The organism is Diaphorobacter sp. MNS-0 (genome assembly GCF_019602835.1).
Taxonomy (GTDB): Bacteria; Pseudomonadota; Gammaproteobacteria; order Burkholderiales; family Burkholderiaceae_C; genus Diaphorobacter; species Diaphorobacter nitroreducens.
In genome coordinates, this window is sequence record NZ_CP080761.1 from 2,059,388 (window position 1) to 2,081,798 (window position 22,411).

General features: G+C 68.2%; 18 protein-coding genes and 1 pseudogene. 7 read left to right on the plus strand and 12 right to left on the minus strand.

Going from position 1 to position 22,411, the window contains the following annotated elements:
• The first annotated feature begins 9 nt into the window (after positions 1–9).
• Entirely contained in the window at positions 10–1,263 is a 1,254-nt protein-coding gene (locus K2L43_RS09880; RefSeq protein WP_220637440.1) for an SEL1-like repeat protein, read from the plus strand.
• A 63-nt stretch (positions 1,264–1,326) separates the two neighbouring features.
• Here K2L43_RS09880 and K2L43_RS09885 read toward each other — a convergent pair whose 3' ends face one another.
• The 7 genes from K2L43_RS09885 to K2L43_RS09915 all read right to left on the minus strand — a co-directional run bounded on the left by K2L43_RS09885 (position 1,327) and on the right by K2L43_RS09915 (position 10,687).
• The gene (locus K2L43_RS09885; RefSeq protein WP_220637441.1) at positions 1,327–4,521 is read right to left on the minus strand and encodes an error-prone DNA polymerase; all 3,195 of its coding nucleotides are present in this window, start codon (positions 4,519–4,521) and stop codon (positions 1,327–1,329) included.
• The gene (locus tag K2L43_RS09890) at positions 4,518–5,927 is read right to left on the minus strand and encodes a DNA polymerase Y family protein (protein ID WP_220637442.1); all 1,410 of its coding nucleotides are present in this window, start codon (positions 5,925–5,927) and stop codon (positions 4,518–4,520) included. Before K2L43_RS09890 ends, K2L43_RS09885 begins: the two co-directional genes overlap by 4 nt.
• Entirely contained in the window at positions 5,893–6,660 is a 768-nt protein-coding gene (imuA, locus tag K2L43_RS09895; protein ID WP_220637443.1) for a translesion DNA synthesis-associated protein ImuA, read from the minus strand. The genes K2L43_RS09890 and imuA overlap by 35 nt, the downstream gene beginning before the upstream one ends.
• A gap of 75 nt (positions 6,661–6,735) precedes the next feature.
• Entirely contained in the window at positions 6,736–7,737 is a 1,002-nt protein-coding gene (locus K2L43_RS09900; protein ID WP_011805635.1) for an IS1595-like element ISCsp2 family transposase, read from the minus strand.
• 135 nt (positions 7,738–7,872) lie between these two features.
• Positions 7,873–9,186 carry an HD-GYP domain-containing protein gene (locus tag K2L43_RS09905; RefSeq protein WP_220637444.1) on the minus strand — a complete coding sequence of 438 codons (1,314 nt, stop codon included), beginning with the start codon at positions 9,184–9,186 and terminating at the stop codon, positions 7,873–7,875.
• A gap of 151 nt (positions 9,187–9,337) precedes the next feature.
• On the minus strand, positions 9,338–9,976 hold the full coding sequence (locus K2L43_RS09910) for a 3-oxoacid CoA-transferase subunit B (protein WP_011805210.1): 639 nt from the start codon (positions 9,974–9,976) through the stop codon (positions 9,338–9,340).
• Between the two features lie 3 nt (positions 9,977–9,979).
• On the minus strand, positions 9,980–10,687 hold the full coding sequence (locus tag K2L43_RS09915) for a CoA transferase subunit A (protein WP_011805209.1): 708 nt from the start codon (positions 10,685–10,687) through the stop codon (positions 9,980–9,982).
• A gap of 82 nt (positions 10,688–10,769) precedes the next feature.
• Here K2L43_RS09915 and K2L43_RS09920 point away from each other — a divergent pair, with 82 nt between their 5' ends.
• Positions 10,770–11,315, plus strand: coding sequence for a PAS and helix-turn-helix domain-containing protein (locus K2L43_RS09920; protein WP_088886809.1), 546 nt, complete (start codon positions 10,770–10,772; stop codon positions 11,313–11,315).
• A 119-nt stretch (positions 11,316–11,434) separates the two neighbouring features.
• Here the strand turns inward: K2L43_RS09920 and K2L43_RS09925 are convergent, their stop codons facing one another.
• On the minus strand, positions 11,435–12,715 hold the full coding sequence (locus tag K2L43_RS09925) for an NAD(P)/FAD-dependent oxidoreductase (RefSeq protein WP_015913295.1): 1,281 nt from the start codon (positions 12,713–12,715) through the stop codon (positions 11,435–11,437).
• Between the two features lie 175 nt (positions 12,716–12,890).
• On the opposite strand from K2L43_RS09925, the gene K2L43_RS09930 reads away from it, so the two are divergent.
• From K2L43_RS09930 to K2L43_RS09940, 3 genes are all read left to right on the plus strand, one after another.
• Positions 12,891–14,345 carry a catalase gene (locus tag K2L43_RS09930; protein WP_220637445.1) on the plus strand — a complete coding sequence of 485 codons (1,455 nt, stop codon included), beginning with the start codon at positions 12,891–12,893 and terminating at the stop codon, positions 14,343–14,345.
• A gap of 100 nt (positions 14,346–14,445) precedes the next feature.
• Positions 14,446–15,129, plus strand: a complete 684-nt coding sequence (locus K2L43_RS09935) for a tRNA-uridine aminocarboxypropyltransferase (protein WP_220637446.1) — start codon at positions 14,446–14,448, stop codon at positions 15,127–15,129.
• Positions 15,130–15,145: 16 nt separating this feature from the next.
• Positions 15,146–15,727 carry a peroxidase-related enzyme gene (locus tag K2L43_RS09940; protein WP_220637447.1) on the plus strand — a complete coding sequence of 194 codons (582 nt, stop codon included), beginning with the start codon at positions 15,146–15,148 and terminating at the stop codon, positions 15,725–15,727.
• A gap of 63 nt (positions 15,728–15,790) precedes the next feature.
• Here K2L43_RS09940 and K2L43_RS09945 read toward each other — a convergent pair whose 3' ends face one another.
• Together K2L43_RS09945 and K2L43_RS09950 are read right to left on the minus strand one after the other, a co-directional pair.
• On the minus strand, positions 15,791–17,443 hold the full coding sequence (locus K2L43_RS09945) for a phosphoethanolamine transferase (RefSeq protein ID WP_220638988.1): 1,653 nt from the start codon (positions 17,441–17,443) through the stop codon (positions 15,791–15,793).
• 163 nt (positions 17,444–17,606) lie between these two features.
• Positions 17,607–18,308 (minus strand): phosphatase PAP2 family protein, encoded by a 702-nt coding sequence (locus K2L43_RS09950; protein ID WP_220637448.1) that lies wholly within the window; start codon positions 18,306–18,308, stop codon positions 17,607–17,609.
• A gap of 144 nt (positions 18,309–18,452) precedes the next feature.
• On the opposite strand from K2L43_RS09950, the gene K2L43_RS09955 reads away from it, so the two are divergent.
• Positions 18,453–19,133, plus strand: a complete 681-nt coding sequence (locus K2L43_RS09955; RefSeq protein ID WP_220637449.1) for a response regulator transcription factor — start codon at positions 18,453–18,455, stop codon at positions 19,131–19,133.
• Positions 19,130–20,503: a HAMP domain-containing sensor histidine kinase gene (locus K2L43_RS09960; protein WP_220637450.1), complete on the plus strand. Its 1,374-nt coding sequence runs from the start codon at positions 19,130–19,132 to the stop codon at positions 20,501–20,503. Before K2L43_RS09955 ends, K2L43_RS09960 begins: the two co-directional genes overlap by 4 nt.
• Before the next feature lie 73 nt (positions 20,504–20,576).
• Here the strand turns inward: K2L43_RS09960 and K2L43_RS19210 are convergent, their stop codons facing one another.
• The gene (locus tag K2L43_RS19210) at positions 20,577–21,392 is read right to left on the minus strand and encodes a methyl-accepting chemotaxis protein (protein WP_370633111.1); all 816 of its coding nucleotides are present in this window, start codon (positions 21,390–21,392) and stop codon (positions 20,577–20,579) included.
• A pseudogene (locus tag K2L43_RS19215) lies at positions 21,384–22,148 on the minus strand (MCP four helix bundle domain-containing protein); the annotation flags it as partial. The gene K2L43_RS19210 and the pseudogene K2L43_RS19215, both read right to left, overlap by 9 nt.
• Positions 22,149–22,411 lie beyond the last annotated feature (263 nt).

Genomic DNA, 22,411 nt, shown 5'->3' on the forward strand with positions numbered 1-22,411 from the left:
GACGCCGCCATGACGCCCCTGCTCCGCCCTTTCGCGCCCCGGGCCGGTGCCGCCCTACCGCCCAGCGGCAGACGACTGGCCCTGCCGGTCGTGCTGCTCCTGGCGTGCACGCTGCTGGCTCCGGCCCAAGCGCGCATCGAAGCGCTGCCGCAGCCCGCCATCCAGCCCAGCCAGGGCGGCGGCGACTTCACGCCGCCGGCGGTGCAGCCCGCGGCCCCGCTGATCGAGCCATCCGGCTCCTCCAGCGTGCCGCGCATCCAGCCCTCCGGCCAACCCCAGGCCGAACCGTTGCGCCTGCCCCAGCCCGAGGACGAGGCCACCCTGGCGCAGTTGCGCCGGTTGCGCGCCACGGCCCTGGCGCCAGCGCGCAAGGGCAGCGCAGCGGAAAAGGCCGCCGCGCGCAGCGCCTGGGTCCTGGGCCTGCTGTACCTGCATGGCGAGCGCGTTCCCCTGGACCGCACGCAGGCGCGGTACTGGTTCGAGCGCGCCCGCGCGCTGGGTGAGCCCTACGCCAGCGCCGGCCTGGCCTGGTGCGAGATCGATGGCTGCGTGGGCCCGCCGCAACCTGCGGCCGCGCGCCCGTGGATCGCCCAGTTGCGTGCGGTGGACGCGCCGCTGGCGCTGCTGCTGGAATGGTGGGCGCAGGAGCGCCTGGCCCCGCTGCCGCCTCCCGCCGCCGCACCGCGCGCGCCGGATGCCCCCCCACAGGAGAACGGACACGCAGCCCTGCTGCAGCGCGCCGCCCAGGCCGGCAGTGCCCAGGCGCTCAACGAACTGGGCCTGCGCCAGATCGCCGCGGCGCGCTTGCCCGATGCGCTGGCACAGTTCCGCGCGGCGGCGCCGCGCTCGCCCGCGGCAGCCTCCAATGCCCGGCTGCTCGCCAGCCGCATGGAGCAGACCATCAGCGCACAGCCCGCCCCGCACACGGCCGACGAATGGCTGGCGCAGGCGCGCCGCTACCACCGCGGCGACGGCGTGCCGTCCAATTACACCGAAGCCATCCGCCTGTACCAGATCGCCGCCGCCAGCGGCAGCCGACCCGCCAAGCGCATGCTGGAGCTGATCTACTCCCGCCCCGCGCCCGACGGCACGATCGATGTGGCCTGGATGCGCCAGCTCTCCACCATGGAGCTGTCGCCCGAGGGTTCGGTGCTCACCCTGCAGCCGCCGCCCACACCGCAGCTGTTCGTGCGCGACCCCACGCCGCTGTACGCGCTGATTCCACAGGAATGGCGCTCGGGCCGGCCCGTGGGGCCATGCTGACTATCGTTTTGATAGCTGTCAGCGCTTGTCACATAAGCGCCAGAGCCTTATTTCTCTTGAAACTCAATGGAAGTCGCGGCTGCCGTCCAGCGCCTGCGCCAGGCGGCCCAGCAGCGGCGTGAGGTCCTTGAACCGCTCGCCCACCAGGTGGCGCACGGCCGTGTCCGCGCCCGGTGCGCGGGCGCACTGCCACACGCCCTCCACCGCCAGCAGGCGCGAGCGCAGCAGCGCGCTGCGCCAGCGCTCCAGCCGTGCGGGCCACACGATCACATTGACCGAGCCGGTCTCGTCCTCCAGCGTGACGAACATCGTGCCGTTGGCCGAGCCCGGCCGCTGGCGCACGGTGACGATGCCGCAGGCACGCACGCGCCGCCCATGGGGCGCCGATTGCAACTGCTGCGCCGTGGCCAGCCGCCAGCGCTGCAGCTTCTCGCGCAGCAGCGCCAGGGGGTGGCGCCGCAGCGTCAGGCCCGTGGCGGCATAGTCCCACAAGATGTCTTCGCCCTCTGGTGCGGTGGGCAACTGCGGGGCGGCCTCATGCACGGGCGCGTCCTGCAGCAGCGGCGGAGCGCGCAGCTGGGCCGCGGCGTCCCACATCTGCTGGCGCCGGTGGCCCGCCAGCGCGCGCAGCGCATCAGCCGCGGCCAGGGCCTGCAGATCCTGCCGGTCCAGCCGCGCGCGCAGGGCCAGGTCTTCGGTGCTGGCGAAGGGGCCGCTGCCGCGCGCCTGCACCAGCCGCTCGGCCGCCGCCGCGCCCAGCCCCGCCACCAGCCGCAGGCCCAGGCGCACGGCCGGCTGCGCCAAGGACACGCCGGCAACGGGTGCCAGGGGCTCCTCCAGTGTGCAGTCCACGTCGCTCGTCGCCACGTCGATGGGCAGCACGCGCACGCCATGGCGGCGCGCGTCCTGCACCAGTTGCGCCGGTGTGTAAAAGCCCAGCGGCTGCGCATTGAGCAACGCGGCCAGGAAGCACGCAGGCTCGTGCCGCTTGAGCCAGCTGCTGGCGTAGGCCAGCAGCGCAAAGCTGTAGGCATGGCTTTCGGGAAAGCCGTATTCGCCAAAGCCCAGAATCTGCTGGAACAGTCGGTCGGCAAATTCCGGCGGGTAGCCGTTCGCCAACAGACCGTCCTTGAAGGGCTTCTCGAAGCGGTGCACCTCGCCCTTGCGCCGCCAGGCGGCCATGGAGCGGCGCAGCTCGTCGGCCTGGCCCGCGCTGAAGCCCGCGCCGTCGATGGCGATCTGCATCACCTGTTCCTGGAAGATGGGCACGCCCAGCGTGCGCCGCAGGGCGTTGCCGAGCCTCGGGTATTCAATGGGGAACGGCTCCTCGCGCTTCGTGCGCTGCCTGCGCTGCCACTGGCGCCGGCGCTCGCGCGCCTGCAGGTAGGGGTGCACCATGCCGCCCTGGATGGGCCCGGGCCGCACGATCGCCACCTGAACCACCAGGTCGTAGAACTCGCGCGGCTGCAGGCGCGGCAGCATGCTCATCTGCGCGCGGCTCTCGATCTGGAACACGCCCACGGTGTCAGCGCGGCAGACCATGTCGTAGGTGGCCGGGTCTTCGGGCGGGATGTCGGCCAGGTCCCATGATTCGCCCCGCAGCGCGGCACGCATTTCCAGGCAGCGGCGCAGCGCGCTGAGCATGCCCAGCGCCAGCACGTCCACCTTCAAGAGGCCCATGGCGTCCAGATCGTCCTTGTCCCACTGGATGATGGAGCGCCCGTCCATGGCGGCCGGCTCCACGGGCACCAGGCGTGTGAGCTTGCCCTCGGTGAGCACGAAGCCGCCCACGTGCTGGCTCAGGTGGCGCGGAAAGCCACGCAGCTGGCGCGCCAGTTGCAGCCACAGCGCGGCCGTGTGCGCGCCCAGCGGCTCGCCCAGGCGCTCGGCCAGCGCCAGCAGGTGCTCCGTGGCCAGCACGTCGTCGAACCAGTGGTGCTCCTTGGCGAACGCATCCACCAACGCCGGCGCCACGCCCAGCGCCTTGCCCACGTCGCGCAGGGCGCTGCGCGTGCGGTAGCTGATGACCACCGCGGTGATCGCGGAGCGCTCGCGCCCGTACTTGTCGTAGATGTACTGGATGACGGTCTCGCGCCGGTCGTGCTCGAAGTCCACGTCGATGTCGGGCGGCTCGCTGCGTTCGCGGCTGATGAAACGCTCGAACAGCAGGCGCGTCTTCTGCGGGTCCACCGCCGTGATGCCCAGGCAATAACACACCGCCGAGTTGGCCGCCGAGCCCCGCCCCTGGCACAGAATGCCCTGGCTGCGCGCATAGCGCACGATGTCGTGCACCGTGAGGAAGTACATCTCGTACCCGCACTCGGCGATCAGCGCCAGCTCCTTCTCGACCTGCGTCACCACCGCTTCTGGCACGCCATCGGGGTAACGGACACGCGCGCCCTCCCAGGTGAGGCAGGCCAGCGTCTGGCTTGCCGTCATGCCGGGCTGCACGGTCTCCAGCGGGTAGCGGTACTTGATCTCGTTCAGGCTGAAGGTGCAGCGCGCCGCCACCTGCAGCGTGGCCTCCAGCAGCGCGGGCGGGTACAGGCCCGCCAGCCGGCTGCGCGGGCGCAGGCGCTTCTCGGCATGCGGCTGCAGCGCGAAGCCGCACGCGGCCACGCTGCGGCCCAGGCGCACGGCGGTCAGTACGTCCTGCAGCGGCTTGGCCGCGCGCGAGTGCATGTGCACGTCACCCGCGGCCACCAACGGCAGGCCCAACTGCGCGCCGGCCTGCGTGAGCGTGCGCAGCCACAGGCCGTCGTCCGGTGCGGTGTGCAGCTCTACCGCCAGCCAGCAGTTAGAGCCAAATAGGCCTCTAACGCTTTCTAGACAAGCGCTGACAGCTATTAAATCAGAAGCATCGACAAACGCCTCGCGCCGCGGCGCCAGCAGCACCTCGCAGCCCTGCAGCAGCGCCCAGGGCGACTGGGCATCCACGCGGTAGCCGCCCTTGCCGGCACGCTGGCGCGCGGCGGTGATGAACTCGCACAGGTCGCCCCAGCCCTGCACGTCGCGCGCCAGCGCCACGATGCGCACGTCGCCCCAGCAGAACTCGCTGCCCACGATGAGCGGCAGTCCCAGCGCCTGCGCCGCGCCATGGGCGCGCACCACGCCGGCGACGGAGCATTCGTCGGTCAGCGCCAGGGCGCTGTAGCCCAGTTCGTGCGCGCGCTGCACCAGTTCCTGCGGGTGCGAGGCGCCGCGCTGAAAACTGAAGTTGCTCAGCGCGTGCAGCTCTGCGTAGGCGGGCAGCATCATCCGTACACCCCCTGCAAGAACCAGCCGCCCGTCGCCCGGTCGCGGAAGATCCAGACGGTGCCCGCCGCCGGGTTGTGGGCAACGAAATAGTCGCGCCGCACCAGGGCCGAGCCACCATCCTGCGCGCCATTGTGTGCATTGCCGTGCACATCGCTCTCGTCGTCGTTCAGGTCCGCTGCGGCCTCCCACCAGCCGGTTTCCACGCGCTGCGGTCCGTCCAGCAAGCGCAGCGGCTGGCCGTGCAGGCAAGGCCGGCTGCCGCGCAGGGCCAGCGGCCGCGCAGGCCGCACGAGCCAGGGCGGAAGCAAGGGCGCGAGGGTGCAGTTCTGTGCGGGCGCCGGCGGCGCGGCGCGGGCCGCCAAGGCCGGTTGCCACTGTTGCATGCATTCGGGACGGTGGTCTGCCTGGGACCGCGGCACCCGCAGGCTGTCCGCGCCCAGGCGGGCCGAGAGGCGCTCGACGAACTGGTGCCAGGGCTCGCCCTGCCCCGCCCCCGCGTCGCCTGGCTGGGGCGGCAGCAGGTCCGCGCTGGCCTGTGGCATGGGCGCGGTTTGCAGGCTGCGCAGCGCCAGCCGGCTCACGGGCGCGGCCAGGCGCTGGTGCGCCAGGCGCTCGGCCAGCAGGCGGCGCAGGTGCGCCATGCCCTGCAGCGGTTCGGCCGTGCGCAGCGTGAGGCTCTGCCAGGGGGGCAGGTCCACGCCGTCGATACGGCGCAGGTCATGGCGCCAGGCCAGCTCCAGCGCCTGCACGCCCTGGTGGCGCGCGCGCAGCCAGCCCTGCAGTGCATCCAGCAGGCGCTGGCCGGCCCACAGCAGCGCGGGGGCCGATTCGGCCAGCGCGGGCAGTTCCAGCTCCAGCGCGAACTGCTCGGGCAGCGTGATCCAGTCCAGGCCATGCGGTGCGTCGCCCCAGGCACGGTCCAGCGCCGCCAGGGGTTCGGCGCCGAAGCGCCGCGCCACCCCGGCGCGCGGCAGCGCACGCACGGCGCCCCAGGTGCGGCAGCCCAGCTGCTGCAGCGCCTGGGCATGCGGGCGCAGCGCCGAGAGGGTGGCAACCGGCAGATCGTGCGGCAGCCGCCGCGGCACGGGCCGGCCCTGGCGCTGCAGGCGCAGCAGGGCCAGGGCCTGCAGCGCCGTGGGCGCACTGGCCCAGAGAGGTCCGCCCTCCAGGGTTTCGGGCCCGGGGGGTGCGTGGTCACGCAGCAGGCTTTGCAGAGCGGCGCGCCCGCCCCACAGGCGTTCGGTACCGCTCACCTCCAGCAGCAGCGCTTCGTCCACAAGGGCCACGCGCGGCGTGAAGCGCAGCGCCCACCAGCCCTGCGCGGCAGGCGGCAGGCCGATCACGGACCCGGTGGCGGGCCCGGTCGTGGCCTCAATGGGTGGCAAGTGCCAGGCAAGCCAATGCATCCTCCACCTCCTGCGGTGTGCGGCCCCCCATGCCCCAGGCGGCCGCCTGCACCTGGCGGCGCCATTGGGCCTGTGCCTGCAGCGCCGCGGCCAGTACCGGCGTGCGTGCGGGCAGTGCCACGGGCTGCGCCAGCGGCGGGCCGCGCCGCTTGACGACATGGACGTGCAGCTCCTCGCCCTGCGGTTGCAGCCACAGGCGCAGCGGCGCGGGCGATGCCTGCGCGCGCGAGCGCTCGGGACGCATCACCCACAGCAGTTGGCGGTGCTGCGCGGCCGCCAGCTGCAGCCGCCGCAGCACGGCGGCAGGCACCTGCGGCAGCCAGGCCAGCACGGCGCGCACGTCGCGGCAACGCAGCGCCTGCTCGCAAGCCCATGCCGCGGCCATGTCCGCACGCGGGCTGGACGGGTGAATGCAGCACAGCCGGTCGGCGGCAAGCCCCAGGGGTTGCAGCGCCGGCAGGAAGGGCTCCAGCGGCGGCGTGACCAGTACCGCGCGTCCCGGGCCTTGCGCCAGGTGCGCGGCCAGGGCCGGCATCACCAGGGTCCACTCGGGATGGGCCTGGGGAGGCAGCAGCAACTCGCTCATGCACCCCAGCGGCCACCCCCCACCGGGCAGTTGCGCATCCAGCGGCGCATGGCCCGTGGCCACCGCCGGCTGCGGCGCTTGCGCCCAGGCATCGCCCTGCCAGACGCCGGGCAGCGCGTTCAGGGAAGAGGAAAGAAAAGCCGCCATGCAAACCGCCGATGAATACTGTTCAAATATAAGGGGTATCTATTTAGCTCCAGCAGCCCCATTGATACTGTGATTTCATCCAGCAATGGTATCCGATTGGCTCTCCCCGGTGTTCTTGCTCACGACATCCCCATACGTCACTGGCGGCGTAACCACCGCTTGCTGCAGCAAGCGGTAAAACAGCATCCCGCGTGAGCTGGATGTGCGCCGGTTGAAACGGAACACGAATTCATCGAGATAGGCGTCCAGGTGGTCTGGCTGTACAGAGCCATGATGTGTTCCCAGCACCCAGCGCTGTACCAGTGAGGCGACCCGGTGCACTCCCGCCATGGAGACATGGGCAGGTACGCCTGAGCCGAGCATGACGGTGCGCTGGTGGGTGTAACCCAGTTCTCCCAGAGCGCGGTATGCCGCCGAACCATCCGTGCGTACCTGGGCTCCAGGCTCGACCACCTCCTGCACAAAGGGGATTACGTGGGTGGCGGCGTCTCGGTCAATGCGGCGTAACCGGATGCGCCCAAACCCCTTGGGCTCCACGATCTCCACCGCCATGACCATCAACACTTTGGTGGTGCTGCTCTTGCGCCCTGCAGGGGTGGCGGGATTCTTGCGATCCGTGATGGACAGGTACGTTTCATCCACCTCCACAAGCCCCTTGAGCTTGTCCCGGCCCGGGCGGACCATGGCACGTCGAAACCGGTGCAGCATGGTCCAGGCGGTCTGGTAGCTCCCCAAACCCAATACGCGCTGCAGCCCCAGGGCGCTCACGCCTTGTTTCTGATTGGTCAGGTACCAAGCTGCAGCCAGCCAGACACGCAGCGGTGTGCGCGTCTTGTCAAAGATGGTTCCAGATGTCACTGTGCCTTGGTACTGGCATGAGCGGCACATCAGGCGGGTGCGGCTGGCGCGGTACACATCGCCAGCGTTGCCGCAACGCGGGCAGACGAAGCCTTGGGGCCACCGAAGCTTCTCCAGGAACGCCTGGCAAGCCTCTTCGGTGGCAAACCAGTCAAGAAATTCGTTCCAGGTGCGGGGGTAGTCCCCTCCAGGAGTTGGCGTTAGCATCTGGGTTTCCATCCAGCTATTCTCACGTCACTGGAGCTAAATAGATACCCCTTTCAAATATACAGTAATCATCGGCGGTTGGCGGCTCCAACCCAGCCGGCGTCAGGGCCTAGCGTCTGATCCGGCGGTGCGTCAGGAGCGCAGATTTCAGCGCTGCGCCAAGCGCACCGCGCAGGCATCGCGCCACTGCACGACCGCCTGGTCGCCCGCCTGCGGGCTGTGCTCCAGCGTGAGCCAGCGGCTGTGGGTGGCGTCCACGATGCCCTGCAGCTGCCACAGGGCTTCCCGCCCCAGCAGAGCCAGTTCGGCCAAGCCTTGTTCATCGCCCTGCAGGTATTGCAGGGCCTCGGCCTGCTGCTGGGGATGGGAGCCGGCCTCGAACAGGGTTTTTTGCAGCGCGGAAAGCCGCTGCGCCACGAAGGCGCAGGCCTCGGATTCCGCAGCCTCTGGCGGCAGCCCGGCACGGCGGGTGTCCCAGTCGCCAAAGGCCGTGGACAGCTGTTCAATGAGCCGCTCCACATCTGCCGGCGTAACCTGTACATCGGTCTGCACGGCGCGTATCTGCAGCACGGGCAGCAGACAGGCGATGAGCGCTGCGGGGAACTTGCGGTGGTTCAGGCGCAGCGTGAGCGACAGGCGCTGGGCCGCGGCCTCGTTGGCGTATTTTTCGAAGAAGGCGGCCACCACCTCGGCCACCATCAGGATCTTCCCCATGAGCGAGATCTGGTCCCCCTGCAGGCCGCGCGGATAACCGCTGCCATCCATGCATTCATGGTGTTCCAGCACGGCCCGCTCCACCACGCGCGGGAACATGTTCTGCCCCCGGATGATCAACATGGCCGTGATGGGGTGCGCCATGAGCTGCTGGCGCCCGACGGCCGTCATCTTGTTGGCCGGGTCGTGCCAGACGGGGTCCATGTGCAGCACGCCGATGTCGTGCAGCAGCGCCGCCGTCGCCAGAGGCACGCATTCGCGGTCGCTCCAGCCGCTCTTGATGCCCAGGTACACGGCCGCCAGCATCATGCGCACGCTGTGCTCGAACAGCACCGGATGCTGCTCGCGCATGACGGTGAGCTTGAAGGCCAGGGACGGCGGCAGCAGCAAGGCGCGCACGGGCGCGAGCAGCTTCTCGGCGGTCATGCCCTCCAGCGTGTGCACCAGCAGATAGGCCAGCGTGTCGTGCTCGCACTGCGACGCGGCCAGTTGCACGATGGACTGCACGTTGACCATGTCGTCCATGGCCAGATGCTCGTCGATGCTGCCGCGCAGCTTGTGCTTGACCAAGCGGTCGTAGAGCCGGCTGTCCACGCGCGCGCCCTTGTCCACCAGCTTGATGCCCCGATCGTTGTAGAGCGCTTCCTGCGTGACCACGGTGCGGCGATCGGCCATATCGGTGATGGCACGCAGGTAATGGCTGTCTCCGTCGGCAAAAGCCGCCGGGCTGAGGTCGGGTGCGTTCATGCGCAGACGAAATGTTAAAAAATGTCACGCGCACTATACGGCGCTTTGCCTTGCGCAAAAAGACAAAAAAGCCGGGTGATCCCACCCGGCCCGTAGTTTTGGCCCCGCGCCCCCGCCGTGCATGCGCATGCGGCCTGGCGGGTGCCTGCCCTCAGCGCAGCAGCGGCACGCCGGTTTTGGACTGGATGTCCTCGAAGCTCACGCCCGGCGCCAGTTCCACCAGCTTCAGGCCTTCGGGGGTGACGTCCATCACGCCCAGGTCGGTGATGATGCGGTCCACCACGCCCACGCCCGTCAGCGGCAGCGTGCAGGCCGGCAGGATCTTCAGGTCGGTGGTGCCGTCCTTCTTGCGCGCCACATGCTCCATGAGCACGATCACGCGCTTGACACCGGCCACCAGGTCCATGGCGCCGCCCATGCCCTTGACCATCTTGCCGGGGATCATCCAGTTGGCCAGGTCGCCCTTCTCGCTGACCTGCATGGCGCCCAGGATGGAGAGGTTGATCTTGCCGCCGCGGATCATCGCGAACGACTGGTCCGAACTGAAGATGGACGAACCGGGGATGGTGGTGACGGTCTGCTTGCCGGCGTTGATGAGGTCGGCATCCACCTTGTCCTCGGTGGGAAAGGCACCGATGCCCAGCATGCCGTTCTCCGACTGCAGCCACACCTCTTTGTCGCCGGTGAAATTGGCCACCAGCGTGGGAATGCCTATCCCTAAGTTGACGTAGAAGCCGTCTTCGAGTTCTTGCGCGGCGCGGGCCGCCATCTGGTCTTGGGTCCACGGCATGGTTCAGGCTCCTGCTTTCTCGGTGATGGTGCGCTTCTCGATGCGCTTCTCGGGGTTCGGGTTGTGCACGATGCGGTGCACGTAGATGCCGGGCAGGTGGATCTGGTCGGGGTCCAGCGCGCCGGTCTCCACCACCTCCTCCACCTCGACGATGCACAGCTTGCCCGCCATGGCGGCGGCCGGGTTGAAGTTGCGTGCCGTCAGGCGGAACTGCAGATTGCCCGACTTGTCGGCCCGCTGCGCCTTGACCAGCGAAACCTGCGGCACCAGCGAGCGTTCCATCACGTAGGTCTCGCCGTCGAACTCGCGCAGCTCCTTGCCCTCGGCCACGATGGTGCCCACGCCGGTTTTGGTGAAGAAGGCCGGGATGCCCGCGCCGCCGGCACGCAGCTTTTCGGCCAGCGTGCCCTGCGGGGTGAACTCCAGCTCCAGCTCGCCCGCGAGGTACTGGCGCTCGAACTCCTTGTTCTCGCCCACGTAGGAGCTGATCATCTTCTTGATCTGGCGCGTCTCCAGCAGCTTGCCCAGGCCGAAGCCGTCAACGCCCGCGTTGTTGGAAATCACCGTGAGGTCCTTCACGCCGCTGGCCTGCAGCGCATCGATCAAGGCCTCTGGAATGCCGCACAGGCCGAAACCGCCAACGGCCATCAGCTGGCCATCGGCCACGACGCCCTTGAGCGCTTCGGCCGCCGAGGGGTAAAGCTTGTTCACTACAGTCTCCTGGTTTGCTGGGTGGATGCGCTACGATACTACGTAGTTTTCTAAGTAGTTTTCCCTAAAGACTTGCACCACTATGAATGTTGCCGACTACCGCTTGGCCTTCGAGATGGCACCCGTGGGCCTGGTGATTTCGCGCAACCGCACCATGGTGGATTGCAACCGCCATGTGTGCGAGATGTTCGGCGCCTCGCGCGAACTGCTCATCGGCCAGTCGTTCCAGATCCTCTACCCCAGCCCGGACGAATATGAGCGGCTGGGCGCACGCATGGCGCCCATCCTGAACGCACGCGGCCACTATGCCGACAACCGCATCATGAAGCGCGCCAACGGCGAAACCTTCTGGTGCCACGTGTCCGGTCGCGCGCTGGATCGCAACGATCCGCACGCCTCGGGCATCTGGAGCTTCGAGGACCTGAGCGCGCAGCGCCCCGTGCGCGCCGAGCTGACGGCGCGCGAACGCGAGGTGGCCGCGCGGCTGCTGGACGGCATGACCTCCAAGGAGATCGGCCGCGCGCTGGACATCAGCCACCGCACGGTGGAGATCTACCGCGCGCGGCTCATGCGCAAGTACGGCGCGTCCACGGCCGCGGACCTGGTGCAGAAGCTGTTGGCGGGATAAGTCATCAAAAAAGTGAGCTGTTGGCGCTTGCTAATCAAGCAGTTCAAGGCGTTTATTGCCTGAAATCCAATCGCAGCAAGCGCTGCCAGCTATGGTTTCTGAAGCCGCCGTCGCGCCGGTCAGTGCAGTTTGAGCCGCCCCGACACGCGTTGCTGCAGCAGCCGCGCCAGCGCCAGCACCGCCGTCTTGCCTAGACCCAGGATGGCGCGGTGGTGCATCAAGTGCAGCGACATGTACATCCACTTGGCGATCAGCCCTTCCACGAAGAAGTTGCGCCCCGCCAGGCCGCCCATCAGGTTGCCCACGCCCTTGTTCTCGCCCAGCGACACGAGTGAGCCGAAGTCGCGGTAGACGAAGGGCTGCGTCACCTCGCGCTCGCGCAGCAGCGCCAGCAGCACGCGCGCCAGGTAGTCGGCCTGCTGGTGCGCGGCCTGCGCGCGTGCCGGCACCATGCGCCCGCCCTCCCACACGCAGGCCGCGCAGTCGCCCAGGGCCAGCACGTCAGGGGCCGAGGTGCGCAGCCGCTCGTCCACCACGAACTGGTTGAGCCGGTTCACTTCCAGGCCCAGCGCGGCGTTGGCGTCCGCGGCCTTGATGCCCGCGGCCCAGACCATCATCTCGGCCGCGATCTCTCCGGCCGAGGTGACCAGCACGCCCGGACGCAGCTCCAGCACACGTGTGCCCGTCATCACCCGCACCTGCTTGCGGCGCAGGGCCACGGCGGCCTGGGCAGAGATGCGCTCGGGCAGGCCGCCCAGAATGCGGTCGCCCGCCTCCACCAGCGTCACGTCCAGCCGAAAACGCTGGCTGCTGCCCAGGCTCTCCAGCAGTTCGGCATGGGCTTCCAGCAGCTCGGCGGACAGCTCCACCCCCGTGGCGCCCGCGCCCACGATGGCGATGGACAGGGCGCGCTTGTCCGTGAACGATGCCCGCGCGCAGGCGCTCAGCCAGTCGGCATGAAAGCGCTGCGCATCGCGCACGTTTTCCAGCAGATAGGCGTGTTCGATGCCCGGCGTGCCAAAGGCGTTGGAGCCGCTGCCCAGCGCCAGCACCAAACGCGTGAAGCTCAGCGTGCGCGCGGGCACCACCTCCTCGCCATGTGCATTGCGCTGAGGGGCCAGGGCGATGGTCTTGCGCGCGGCGTCCAGCCCGGCCAGTTCGCCCATGGTGAAGCTGAAATGGTTGCGCCGTGCGAGCACGGGGTACGACAGACCCTCCTGATGGGCGTCCAGCGTCCCGGCCGCGACTTCGTGCAGCGTGGGCTTCCAGATGTGGAACGCAAAGCGGTCCACCAGCAGCACCCGCTCACGCCCTTGGCGCGGCCCCAGCGCGCGGCCCAGGCGCGCAGCCAGTTCCAGGCCGCCGGCCCCACCCCCCACGATCACGATGTCGTAATGCATGTCAAACCTTCTTTCAGGTTACCGCTCTACAGTGTAGGCAAGCCTGCGCCTATTGCCGCGTTGCGGAAATTCAATGGGTTTTGGCTTGCCCTTTAAATAGATTAGAACAATAATTCTTCAAAACAAATAGTTCGTATCTATTTAACCCTGTAGCAGTCCAGAAAGGAGCTCTCCCATGACCCATCGCCTCACTACCGCCGCCGGCGCACCCGTGGCCAATAACCAGGATTCCCTGACCGCCGGCCCGCGCGGCCCCATGCTCCTGCAAGACCTGTGGCACCTGGAAAAGCTCGCCCACTTCCACCGCGAGGTGATCCCCGAGCGGCGCATGCACGCCAAGGGCTCGGGCGCCTTCGGCACCTTCACGGTGACCGGCGACATCACCCGCTACACCCGCGCCAAGGTGTTCTCGGCGATCGGCAAGCAGACCGAGTTGTTCGCGCGCTTTTCCACCGTGGCCGGTGAGCGCGGCGCGGCCGACGCCGAGCGTGACATCCGCGGCTTCGCCGTGAAGATGTACACCGAGGAAGGCAACTGGGATCTGGTGGGCAACAACACGCCGGTGTTCTTCTTCCGCGACCCTCTCAAGTTCCCCGACCTGAACAAGGCCGTCAAGCGCGACCCCTACACCAACATGCGCAGCGCCGAGAGCAACTGGGACTTCTGGACCGGCCTGCCTGAGGCGCTGCACCAGATCACCATCGTGATGAGCGACCGCGGCATTCCGCGCGGCTACCGCCACATGCACGGCTTCGGCTCGCACACCTACAGCCTCATTAACCACGCGGGCGAGCGCCATTACGTGAAGTTCCACTGGGTCTGCCAACAGGGCATCGAGAACCTGTCCGACCAGGAGGCCGCCGCCGTGGTCGCCCATGACCGCGAAAGCAGCCAGCGCGACCTGCTCGAAGCCATCGACCGTGGCGACTTCCCGAAGTGGAAGCTGTGCGTGCAGATCATGACCGAAGCGCAGGCGCAGACCTACCGCTTCCACCCCTTCGACCTGACCAAGGTGTGGAGCAAGAAGGACTTCCCGCTGATCGAGGTCGGCGTGATGGAGCTCAACCGTAACCCCGACAACTACTACGCCGACGTGGAGCAGGCCTCGTTCGCGCCCAGCAACCTGGTGCCCGGCATCGGCCCTTCGCCCGACCGCATGCTGCAGTCGCGCCTGTTCTCGTACGCCGACGCGGCACGCTACCGCCTGGGCGTGAATCACCACCAGATCCCGGTGAACGCCGCGCGCTGCCCGGTCAACATTTACCACCGCGACGGTGCCATGCGCGTGGACGGCAACGCCGGCCGCACCATTGCGTACGAACCCAACACCAAGGGTGCGTGGCAGGAGCAGCCCGAGTTCGCCGAACCGGTAGAAAAGCTCTACGGCGACGCCAGCCGCTGGAACTTCCGCGAGGACGACGATGACTACTTCACCCAGCCCGGCGACCTGTTCCGCCTGATGACGCCGGAGAAGCAGCGCCTGCTGTGCGAAAACACCGCGCGCAACATCAACGGCGTGTCGCAGCACATCATTGACCGCCACATCGTGCACTGCACCCAGGCCGACCCGGCCTACGGCGCCGGCGTGAAGGCTGCCCTGGAAGCCGTGCGCGCCGGCACGCTGTCATAAGCGCCGCCGCCCTGCCCAGGCCCGCACCCGGGCCTGGCATCAAAATACCGCCCAGCCCTTACCCGACAAGCGCTGGGCGCTTCTGTTTTTGACAACCCCGATGCCCTCCTGCACCCACCTGCCCCGCCGGCCCGTATGCCCCCGCTGCCAGCGCCCCGCCGCAGCCTGCATCTGCGCCGCCGTGCGGCCCGTGGCGCACCAAGTGCAGGTACTGATCCTCATGCACCCGCTGGAGCAGCACCAAGCCAAGGGCACGGCACGGCTGCTGCACCTGTGCCTGCCGGGCAGCCGCATCGTGGTGGGCGAGGCGTTCGATGCCGCCGCGCTGGCACAGGAAATCAACGCCCCCTGGGTTGATGGCGACCGGCAGGCACCGCGCCGCGCAGTGCTGTTGTACCCGCCCACGCCGCCCGACCCGCAGCACCCCATGCTGCCCGCACCGCCGCTGTCGACCGACTGGCTGGCAGCGCCCGAACGGCTGCGCCTGGTGGTGCTGGACGGTACCTGGCGCAAGAGCCGCAGGATGCTGTGGGCCAACCCTGCGTTGCAGGCCCTGCCGCGCCTGGCCCTGCAGCAGGTACCGCCCACGCGTTACGCCGTGCGCAAGGCGCACGCGCCCCACCAGCTCAGCACGCTGGAGGCCGCGCAGTGCGCACTGCAACAACTGGAACCCGCCAACCCGCACATCGCCGCACTGGGTCAGGCCATGGACGCATTGATGGCGCTGCTGTGCTCGCGCGAAGGTGCAGCACGCTCGGCTATGCTCGGACCAGACCTTTCATAAAAAATCGGAGACACCCATGGCCGAGCGCTATCCCTTCCCCGACCTGAACACATTGCCCGAGGACATCCGCGCCCGCATCCTGGAGGTGCAGGAAAAGGCCGGGTTCATCCCCAACGTGTTCCTGGCGTTCGCCCGCCGCCCGGCCGAATGGCGCGCGTTCTTCGCCTACCACGATGCGCTGATGCTGAAGGAAGAAGGCAGCCTCACCAAGGGCGAGCGCGAGATGATCGTCACCACCACCAGCGCCGCCAACCAGTGCCTGTACTGCGTGGTGGCACACGGGGCCATCCTGCGCATCTACGAGAAGAAGCCGCTGGTGGCCGACCAGGTAGCGGTGAACCACCGCAAGGCCGACATTCCGCCGCGCCAGAAGGCCATGCTCGACTTCGCCATGAAGGTCTGCCAGCGCGCGCACGAGATCGAGGACGCCGACTACGAGGCGCTGTACCCCCACGGCTTTGACGATGAGGACATCTGGGACATCGCCGCCATCACCGCGTTCTTCGGCCTGTCCAACCGCATGGCCAGCTTTGCCGGCATGCAGCCCAATCCCGAGTTCTACCTGATGGGCCGCCTGCCGCGCGAGAAGAAGGCCTGAGCGCCAAGACGCTCTTAAAACAATAGCTGCTCGCGCTTTATAGATAAGCGCTGGCTGCTGTTTTTATTTGGATGCCAATACGGCGCTCCGGCAGCCGCTGAAGGCATCCAGCGGGCGCTGGTAGGAAGGCGACTGCACGTCCAGCAGGCCCAGCACGGTGTGGTAGAGGTTGTCGTGCGTCAACGGCGCATCGCCGCTGGCGCGCAGGCAGTCGGCCGCCAACCCGTCACGGCGCAGGAAGGAGGTGTCCATCCACGCCACCATGGGCACGTGCTTTTGCATGTCGGGCGCCACGCCGTAGGGCATGCCGTGCAGGAACAACCCGTACTCGCCCAGCGACTCGCCATGGTCGCTCAGGTACAGCAGAGCCGTGTCGTACTTGGCGCTCTGGCCACGCAGCCAGTCGATGGTCTTGCCCAGGAAGGCGTCCGTTGCGGCGATGGAGTTGTCGTAGGCGTTCACCAGTTCGCCGTGGGTGCAGTCGGCCAGCACTTCCGTGCGGCATTCGGGCATGAAGCGCTTGCCTGCATCGGCCGAGCGCTTGTAGTAGGCCGGCCCATGGCTGCCCATCTGGTGCAGCACCAGCAGCACGCCGCGCTCGCGCTGCGCCGCAGGCAAGGCGGCCAGGCGCGCATCCAGGTTGTGCAGCATGGCCTCGTCGCGGCATTCTCCGCCATCGCACAACTGCTTGCGCGCCTCGGCATCCAGGCCTTCGGCGGCCGATGCGTGCGGCACGCGGTCGCACACGCCCTTGCAGCCGGACTGGTTGTCCAGCCACAGCACGCCCATACCCGCGGCTTGCGCCACGTCCAGCAGGTTCTCGTAGTCGTTGTCACGCGACTCGAATGCACTCTTGCCCAGTGGCGAGAACATGCAAGGCAGCGACGCCAGCGTGCTGGTGCCGCACGAGCGCACTTCGCGCCAGCTCATCACGTTGCGTTTGGTCAGTTCCGGCGTGGTGTCGCGGCCATAGCCGTTGATGCCGAAATGGTCCGCGCGCGCCGTCTCGCCCACCACCAGCACGAACAGCATGGGCCGCGCCCCGGCCGCATAGCTGGCGCCCAGCGCGGCGCCCTGGGTCATCGGCACCAGCGTGCGGCTGCGCGCGAACAACGGTCGCAGGGCCGACACGGAGGTGGAGTACAGGCTGGCCAAGGGGTTCATCAGGTAGCGCAGGTGCGGGTGGTTGCGCATCAGCGGCGCCAGGTCCCGCGACATGGCCGCCACCGTGCCGGCGGCCAGACCCAGCGCCAGCACCAGCAGCGCCAGGTTGCGGCCCACCTGGCGCAGCGGCCGCATGGCGGGAATACGCACACGCAGCAACCACCAGGAGGGAAGCGCCGCGACGGCCAGCACCGCAGCCAGCATGCGCAGGCTCAGCAGATCGGCCACCTCGCGCGCATCGGTCTGCAGCACATTGGCGGCCATGCCGGGATCCATGACCACGCTGTAAGTCAGCATGTAGTACTGCGACAGCGCGGCGACCATCACCACCAGCCACCACAGCAGCTTCATTCCGCGCGTCCACGCCGTGAACGCCAGGATGGCCACCGTGCCGCACGCCGTCAGCACGGCCAAGGCAGCCGCTGAACGCAGGTACAGGCTGGGCGCGCCGCCAATGCGCGTGATCTGCAGCCACAGCGGCCAGTTGGCCGCCAGTACCAGGTACAGCGACAGGCGCACCACCACCTGCTGCGCCGACAGCGGGGCGGTCATCCAGCCATCCAGCCGGCGCAACGCACCACGCAAGAGGCCTTCGTCGGCAGGGCTGGCAGATGACACAAGCGGCACGGAGGCCGAGGAGGCAGAGGCAATGGAGGCGCGCGAAGACATGCCGCCATCGTGGAACCTGCCACTGAAGCCAAGCTGAAGACGCCGCTCAGGCTTCGTTCAGCTTTGTATCTGCCGCTACTCCAAGGCGCACGTGCAGCTGCGCCAGACTTTCCCACGCAAGGCCCACGGTCCAGCAGGTCCAGGCGGACCACAGAGTGTGGCTCATGAAATGTGCACCGCGCATCTGCTGCGCCCAGCCCAGTGCCAGCCCGGCCATCAGAGCGCCGGGCAGCCAGAGGCGCGCTACGTTCGGCGCCGCGCGGCGCAGTACGAACCAGCCCGCTACAAAGCCAAACGCGGCCGAGGCATGCCCTGCAGGGAAGCAGTGCCCCGGCCCCAGGTCGCGCACACCCCACACCCAGTGCGAGATGTACTGCGCCACCCCGCCGAACTCGGCCAGATCCCAGGGACAGCTGGTGGTGTTCAGGCGCTTGAACACCGAAACCGCCAGCATCCCCCCGATGACGGACAGCACCAGTTGCGCGCGCTGCGCCGGCGCCATGACGCGCAGGAATCCCCAGGGCCGCCACACCCCCACCGCCAGTGCGGCCAGCAGCGCACCGCTGGCATAGCGCGGACCCTCATGCGTCAGCAGGCCAAAGGTATGGTGGTCACGCCAGGCAAAGCCCTGCGCCCCCCCAAACAGGCGGGCCAATGGCAGATCCAGGCCCGAAGCGTCCCACAAGACGAGCAACAGGAAAAGCAACAACGTCACCGCATACAGGCGGCGCAAATTCCAGAAGGGCATGGCAAGGGCTGGCGGCACAACAACCGCCGTGGGCAGAAAACGGCACCCCGTCAGGCTACGCCCGCGGCCTGAATGCACCATGAACACCAGACCGCCCGCACAGCGCCCTACACTTTCGGCCTCACCCACCTTAGAGAAATTTGCATGCGCGTGCTGCTGGTAGAAGACGACGAAGCCCTGTCCGAGGCCGTGTGCGGCTATCTGCACGCCAAGGCCTTCGTGGTCGATGCCGTTCCCAGCCTGGCGCAGGCCGGCGCCGCCCTGCGCGCGGCCCAGTACGCCGCGGTACTGCTGGACCTGCACCTGGCCGACGGGGATGGCCTGAGCCTGCTGCCGCAGATCCGTGCCCTCAAGGACCGGCCCATCGTCATCGTGCTGACGGCGCGCGACCAGGTCAGCGACCGCATCGCCGGCCTGGACGCGGGAGCGGACGACTACCTCGTCAAGCCCTACGACCCCGGTGAACTGCTGGCCCGCCTGCGCGCGGTGGAACGCCGCCGCAACGCCGCCTATGTACCGGTATTGGCGCTGGGCGACCTGCAGATCGACCTGTCGCGCGAGCAGGTGCGCCGCGCCGGGGTGCCGATCGCGCTCACGCAGAAGGAATGGGCGCTGCTGCGCGTGATGGCAACCCGCCCCGAGCGCATCCACACGCGCGAAAGCCTGCAGGACGCGCTGTATGGCTTTGACGACGACGCCGATAGCAACACGCTGGAGGTGTTCATCAGCCGGCTGCGGCGCAAGCTGGGGCGCGAACACATCGAGACCCTGCGCGGGTTGGGCTACCGCCTCGTGCACCGTCCTGACGAAGGCGCAACGGCATGAGGACACACCGCGGGCCATTGCGCACGCAGACCCTTGCGGGGCGACTGACGCGCAGCCTGATCCTCTGGGTGGGCGGCGTGTGGCTGCTGTGCGTGCTGGGCGTGGTGTGGTACACGGACCGCGAAATCAGTTACAACTTCGACAGCGAATTGGTCGAGGTCTCACACCGTTTCTTCGATATTGCCCTGGACCACCTGGACCACCTGGACCACCTGGACGCGGCCGGCCCGCGCGACGCGACCGAGGGGCCGCTGGTCCTGCCCTCTCCGGGATCGTTTGCCGATGCCGACCTGCTCTACCAGATCGTCGCGCCCGACACGCGCGTGCTGGCGCGGTCGGCCGAGGCCCAGCCCGAGCAGTTCGACGTACCGCTGGCGCCGGGCTTCGCGAACACGCACGGATGGCGTGTCTACACCCTGTCGCACCCCACTCGCCCCCTCTTCATGCAGGTGGCCGACCCGCTGCACGAGCGGCGCGAGGCGGTGAACCGCACCCTGGTCGGCCTGGGCATCGTCATGGTGGCCATGCTGCCCCTGCTGGCGCTGCTGCTGCGGCGCATCGCGCGGCGTGAATTGCAGGTGCTGGACGCTCTCACGCACGAGATCAGCCTGCGCGACGGGCAGCAGCTCACCCCGATCGCCCTGCCCGGCCTGCCGCGCGAACTGCGCAGCGTGGAAGACCATGTGAACCGGTTGCTGGACCGCCTGTCCCGCGCGTTGGACGTGGAGCGCGCCCTGGCCGCCAACGCCGCGCACGAACTGCGCACGCCGCTCACCGCGGCCCGCCTGCGGTTACAGACCGCGCTGGAACATGGCCTGCACCATGACGATGTGCAGGCCGCCATCGCCGCGCTGCAAACGCTGAGCCGCCGCACCGAAAAGCTGCTGCAGCTGTCGCGCGCCGAGTCCAGTGCCCCCTATACCCGGGAGCCCGTGGACCTGGCCCAACTGGCCACCACGGTGGCGCAGGAGTTTTGGCAGGATGATCGCGCCGCCGACCGGCTGGACCTGGTGACCGCCTACGAAGGGCCTGCGCCCGTGGCGCGGGGCGACTTCGACGCCCTGGCCATTGCCCTGCGCAACCTGCTGGAGAACGCACTGAGCTATGCCGGCGACAGCGCGGTGGAACTCATCGTGGGCCCCGGCTGCGCCATCGCCGTGCGCGACCACGGCCCGGGTGTGAGCAGCGACCGCCTGCAGACCCTGCAGCAGCGCCATGTGCGCCAGAGCGCGGACCGCACGGGGTATGGGCTGGGTCTGTCCATCGTCGCGACCATTGCGGCCAAGCACGATGCCCAGCTACAACTCACGTCACCCCTGGCTGGCGAGGCTGGCGGGTTCGAGGCGCGGCTGTTGCTGACGCCCAGGTAAGCCAGCCGTTGCCCATACGCCAGCGCCAGCCCCCGGGCGCCCGGCGGGGTGGCGAGTGCGGTCGCATCCAGGATCAGGCTTGCGGTGCCGGCAACGCGACTGCCGAGGAATCAACGCGAAAGACCCCTACGGCCCGGGCCACTTGCGCCGCCTGGCCCTGCAGCGACTGCGTCGCAGCGGTGGCCTCTTCGACGAGCGCGGCATTCTGCTGCGTCGCCTGGTCCATGTGCGCCACCGCGATATTCACCTGCTCGATACCCGAGCTCTGCTCACGGCTTGCCGCACTGATTTCGCCCACCAGCGCGCTCACCTGGTCAACGCTGCGAATGATGTCCTGGATGGATGTGCCGGCCTTCGCCACGAGCTGATTGCCCGCCTCAACGGTATCGACCGAACGTCCGATCAAGTCCTTGATCTCCTTCGCCGCTTCGGACGAACGGCCGGCCAGTGAGCGCACCTCGGAGGCCACCACAGCAAACCCCCGCCCCTGCTCGCCGGCCCGTGCCGCTTCGACCGCCGCGTTGAGCGCAAGGATGTTGGTCTGGAAGGCAATGGAGTCGATCACGCCAATGATGTCAACGATCTTGCGCGACGACGCGTCGATGGCGCGCATGGTCTGCATCACATCGTCCATCACCTGGCCGCCCTGCTGTGCCTGGTCCGCCGCCGTGCGTGCCAGCTGGTTGGCTTGATGGGCGTTGTCGGCGTTTTGACGCACCGTCGACGTCAGCTCTTCCAGGGAAGCGGCCGTTTCCTCCAGCGAACTGGCCTGCTGTTCCGTGCGCCGGGACAGGTCCAGGTTGCCCGCGGCAATCTCTGCCGACGCACCCGCAATGCTGTCGGCGCCCTGGCGCACTTCGCCCACGATGGTACGCAAACGGTCGGTCATGGCTTGCAGCGCTTGCAACAGCTGGGCACCTTCGTCCCGGCCGCTGGAGTGCACGGCGTGCGTGAGGTCTCCTGCGGCGACCGCCTGCGTTGCTTGGACAGCGCGGGCCAACGGCGCGGTGATGCTGTGGGTAAGAATCCAGGCCACACCGATGCCCGCCACCAGGACCACCAGCCCGATGCCGCCCATCAGCCAGGAGCTTGCGGTGGCGCTGCTGTCGATGTCTTGCCCGGTGCGATCGATACTGGCCCGCTGGAAGTCGCGCAGCGCCGCCAGGCTTTCCAGATAGCCACGGGAGGCAGGAACGAACTGGCGCTCGAACAAGGTGGTCACCTGCTCTGCCTGCCCGCCCTTCTTGGCGGCGATGATGGCGTCACGGGCCTGGATGTATGCCTGACGGTGTCCGCTGAGAGTGTCAAAGAGGGCTTGCTCTTCGCTGCCGGAAATGAGCTTGACGAACTGGGCCTGGCGTTCGTTGGTTTCCTTGCTCGACGCGGCGTTCTCTGCGGCGAACAACTCCGTCAGCGAGTCGTCGCTGCTGCGCGCGACAGCAGTGGCACGCTGGATGCTGGCGCGAATCACTCCGTACCAGTCGGTGACCAGCCGTTCCTTCTGGAGCGGCACGGAGAGGATTTGCCGCGTGCTCCCGGCCACTCCCTGCAACTGCCACACCCCCACTGTGAGCATGAGCACCGCAAACAGGATGAGCAGGCCAAACCCAGCCGTCAGGCGGGTGCCGATACGAAAGTTTTCCATGTGTACCTCGGAACGTGAACGGCTGACTTACCGTCCGTGAAGCAAGCACGAGAAGGAAAAACCGCCAAATGTAAATAAGTGTGACTTCATTCGGAAATGGCTCGGAACAAGCATCTCCCGCAGAATGCCCCTGCTCTAGCCAAGTGTTTACCCTAGTGTCCCGTCCAATTCCCGCCAGGTTGCCACACCACAGCGCTGGCCGTTGCGGTGCCAGACTCGGGTTTTGCCGTGGCCTTCACTTTCACATAACGAAAGTGCTGCCA

Bases quoted from the DNA above. Each gene is read 5' to 3' on its own strand.
- K2L43_RS09890 (WP_220637442.1), bottom strand. From the start codon at position 5,927: ATGCATTGGCTTGCCTGGCACTTGCCACCCATTGAGGCCACGACCGGG.
- imuA (WP_220637443.1), bottom strand. From the start codon at position 6,660: ATGGCGGCTTTTCTTTCCTCTTCCCTGAACGCGCTGCCCGGCGTCTGG.
- K2L43_RS09910 (WP_011805210.1), bottom strand. From the start codon at position 9,976: ATGCCGTGGACCCAAGACCAGATGGCGGCCCGCGCCGCGCAAGAACTC.
- K2L43_RS09905 (WP_220637444.1), bottom strand. From the start codon at position 9,186: ATGAACGCACCCGACCTCAGCCCGGCGGCTTTTGCCGACGGAGACAGC.
- K2L43_RS09920 (WP_088886809.1), top strand. From the start codon at position 10,770: ATGAATGTTGCCGACTACCGCTTGGCCTTCGAGATGGCACCCGTGGGC.
- K2L43_RS09950 (WP_220637448.1), bottom strand. From the start codon at position 18,308: ATGCCCTTCTGGAATTTGCGCCGCCTGTATGCGGTGACGTTGTTGCTT.
- K2L43_RS09955 (WP_220637449.1), top strand. From the start codon at position 18,453: ATGCGCGTGCTGCTGGTAGAAGACGACGAAGCCCTGTCCGAGGCCGTG.
- K2L43_RS09930 (WP_220637445.1), top strand. From the start codon at position 12,891: ATGACCCATCGCCTCACTACCGCCGCCGGCGCACCCGTGGCCAATAAC.
- K2L43_RS09885 (WP_220637441.1), bottom strand. From the start codon at position 4,521: ATGATGCTGCCCGCCTACGCAGAGCTGCACGCGCTGAGCAACTTCAGT.
- K2L43_RS09925 (WP_015913295.1), bottom strand. From the start codon at position 12,715: ATGCATTACGACATCGTGATCGTGGGGGGTGGGGCCGGCGGCCTGGAA.
- K2L43_RS09960 (WP_220637450.1), top strand. From the start codon at position 19,130: ATGAGGACACACCGCGGGCCATTGCGCACGCAGACCCTTGCGGGGCGA.
- K2L43_RS09880 (WP_220637440.1), top strand. From the start codon at position 10: ATGACGCCCCTGCTCCGCCCTTTCGCGCCCCGGGCCGGTGCCGCCCTA.
- K2L43_RS09900 (WP_011805635.1), bottom strand. From the start codon at position 7,737: ATGGAAACCCAGATGCTAACGCCAACTCCTGGAGGGGACTACCCCCGC.
- K2L43_RS19210 (WP_370633111.1), bottom strand. From the start codon at position 21,392: ATGACCGACCGTTTGCGTACCATCGTGGGCGAAGTGCGCCAGGGCGCC.
- K2L43_RS09935 (WP_220637446.1), top strand. From the start codon at position 14,446: ATGCCCTCCTGCACCCACCTGCCCCGCCGGCCCGTATGCCCCCGCTGC.
- K2L43_RS09940 (WP_220637447.1), top strand. From the start codon at position 15,146: ATGGCCGAGCGCTATCCCTTCCCCGACCTGAACACATTGCCCGAGGAC.
- K2L43_RS09945 (WP_220638988.1), bottom strand. From the start codon at position 17,443: ATGACCGCCCCGCTGTCGGCGCAGCAGGTGGTGGTGCGCCTGTCGCTG.